Below are 1,265 nucleotides of genomic sequence, written 5' to 3'. Positions count from 1 at the left end.
CCCCGTTACCTTCTTCGTGGCCTCGCGAGGAGGCTCCCGGCCTTCGGCCCCGGTATGACTTGTGCCCCCAGTCGAGATGATCGAAAAGGTGGTGTCGCCGGTGCCGGAGGCATTGGCAGACCGCTGATTAGAGGCACGAGCGCCAAACCCTCAATCGGGTACGGCAGTCTCTTCGTAACGTGGATGCCGGCACGCTGATGCCGCAGGTGAGGCCGGGGAACAGGCGAGGGCGGGAGCGACGGTCGTGACGGACGAAACTGACATCGGCGTCTATCTCGGGCTGGATGTCGGCAAGGGCGAACATCACGCCGCCGCCGTCAATCGCGCTGGGAAGAAGGTGTTCGACAAGCCGCTGCCCAACAGCGAACCGGAGCTGCGGGAGCTGTTCGACAAGCTCCGGGCCAAGCACGGGACCGTGCTGATGATCGTCGACCAGCCGGCTTCCATCGGAGCCCTGCCCCTGGCAGTCGCCCGGGATGCAGGCTTCCAGGTCGCCTACGTGCCCGGGCTGACCATGCGGCGGATTGCCGATCTTTACCCTGGTGAGGCCAAGACCGACGCCCGTGACGCGTTCGTCATCGCGGACGCTGCCAGAGCGATGCCCCACACCCTGCGAGCGGTCGATCCCGCCGATGAGACGGTCGCAGAGCTCGCGATGACCGCAGGCTTCGACGACGACCTGGCGGGCGAGACCACCCGGATCGCCAACCGGCTCCGCGGCCTGCTCACCCAGATCCATCCGTCGCTGGAACGGGTCCTGGGCCCACGGATCCAGCACCCGGCCGTGCTCAGGCTGCTGGAGCAGTTCGGTTCCCCGGCCCAGATCCGCAGAGCCGGAAGGCGACGACTGCTCACCCTGATACGGCCGAAGGCACCGCGGATGGCCGAGCGGCTGGTGGAGGACATCTTCACCGCACTCGACGAACAGACCGTCGTCGTCCCGGGCACCGACGCGGCCGCGCTGATCGTCCCCAGCCTCGCCAGCTCCCTCCGGTCCGTCCTTGACCAGCGCAAACTCCTCGCTGCAAGGATCGAAGAACTTCTGGAGGCCCACCCTCTTTCCCAGGTCCTGATCTCGATGCCAGGCATCGGGGTCAGGACCGCAGCCCGCATCCTCATCGACGTCGGTGACGGCAGCGGCTTCGCCACCGCCGGCCACCTCGCCGCCTACGCCGGCCTGGCACCCGTGACCAGGAACTCCGGCTCCTCCATCCGCGGCGAACACCCTTCACGACGCGGCAACAAGCAGCTCAAACGGGCCTTCT

General features: G+C 67.4%; 1 protein-coding gene. It reads left to right on the top strand.

Features of this window, described 5'->3' with window-relative positions; genetic code table 11:
• Positions 1-244: 244 nt before the first annotated feature.
• Positions 245-1,265 (top strand): IS110 family RNA-guided transposase (locus AQJ11_RS44935; RefSeq protein ID WP_063807765.1); only part of this gene is annotated, 1,021 nt, incomplete at its 3' end.

The sequence above is a fragment of the Streptomyces corchorusii genome (assembly GCF_001514055.1).
Taxonomy (GTDB): Bacteria; Actinomycetota; Actinomycetes; order Streptomycetales; family Streptomycetaceae; genus Streptomyces; species Streptomyces olivaceoviridis.
Note: the sequence above shows the minus strand (reverse complement) of the source record. Positions and strands in the feature narration are given on the sequence as shown.